The organism is Pedobacter sp. (assembly GCF_041662865.1).
In the GTDB taxonomy this organism is placed as follows: Bacteria; Bacteroidota; Bacteroidia; order Sphingobacteriales; family Sphingobacteriaceae; genus Pedobacter.
On the sequence record NZ_JBAZRL010000105.1, the window covers coordinates 882 to 1,871 of the forward strand.

The window sequence follows — 990 nt, forward strand, 5'->3', positions numbered from 1 at the left end:
CCGTTGCTTTATAGATAAATCCATCTCTATTTTTTGCATCCAATGTTAAAACTTTATTGGCGGTTGCTAATCCATCATTATCCTTTTTTAAATTGAGTAAAATACCAGCATACAATGCTTGGTAAAGTGGGTTATTAGGTTTTAAGGTTACTGCTTTTGTAATGTTAATCAAGGCATCTTCATATTTTTGTTCCTTATTTAAAATACCTGTAAGATTAAAATACGCATCGGAAGCATTTTTAGGATTCAAGCTAATGGCTTTAGCCAAATCGGTTTTAGCCAAATCATTTTTGCCTTGATCGGTGTAAGCCACTCCCCTATTCGTAATCGCATCAAAATTTCCAAATGCTATCGCCTTAGTATAATCTGCAATTGCTTCGTTATATTTTTCTAGATTATAATTAGCAACGCCTCGCATATTATAGGCTTCATTACTTTCTGGCACTAAAGAAAGTACTTTATCGTAATCTGAAATAGCCTGCGGATACCTGCTAATGGCTATAAAATCATTCCCTCTATCTAAATAAGCATTTGGGAAATTAGGATTGAGTTGAATGACTTTACTATACATTCCAATGGCCAGTTGAATTTTGTGCTGTTTATCAAATGCATTTCCTTTTACATAATAGGGCATAAAAAAGCTGGCATCACGGGCAATGCAAGCATCCATTAATAGGATAGCTTCATCCGCTTTTTCCATTTTTATGGCCGCTCTTGCTTTGTTGATATTTAAATTATCATCATTTTTATTAATCAATAATCCTTTAGATGAGACATTATAAGCTTCATTATTCTTTCCTAATTCTAAATACATAAAGCCAAGTGCATTTATGGCACTGAGATTGGATGGGTTTGATGCTATTATCTTTTCGAAGATAATAGCTGCCTCATTTTTTTTTCCTTCTTGAAAAAGTTTCATTGCTTGTTGCTCTTCGACAGATTGAGCAAAAGAAGAAGAAAAAAGCAAGCTAAATATGATAAATAAGAATA

Annotated in this window: 1 protein-coding gene; it reads right to left on the reverse strand. The window is 33.0% G+C overall.

What is annotated here, in order from left to right:
* The coding region (locus WC622_RS16640) for a tetratricopeptide repeat protein (protein ID WP_372820817.1) at positions 1 to 990 on the reverse strand (990 nt) is incomplete at both ends.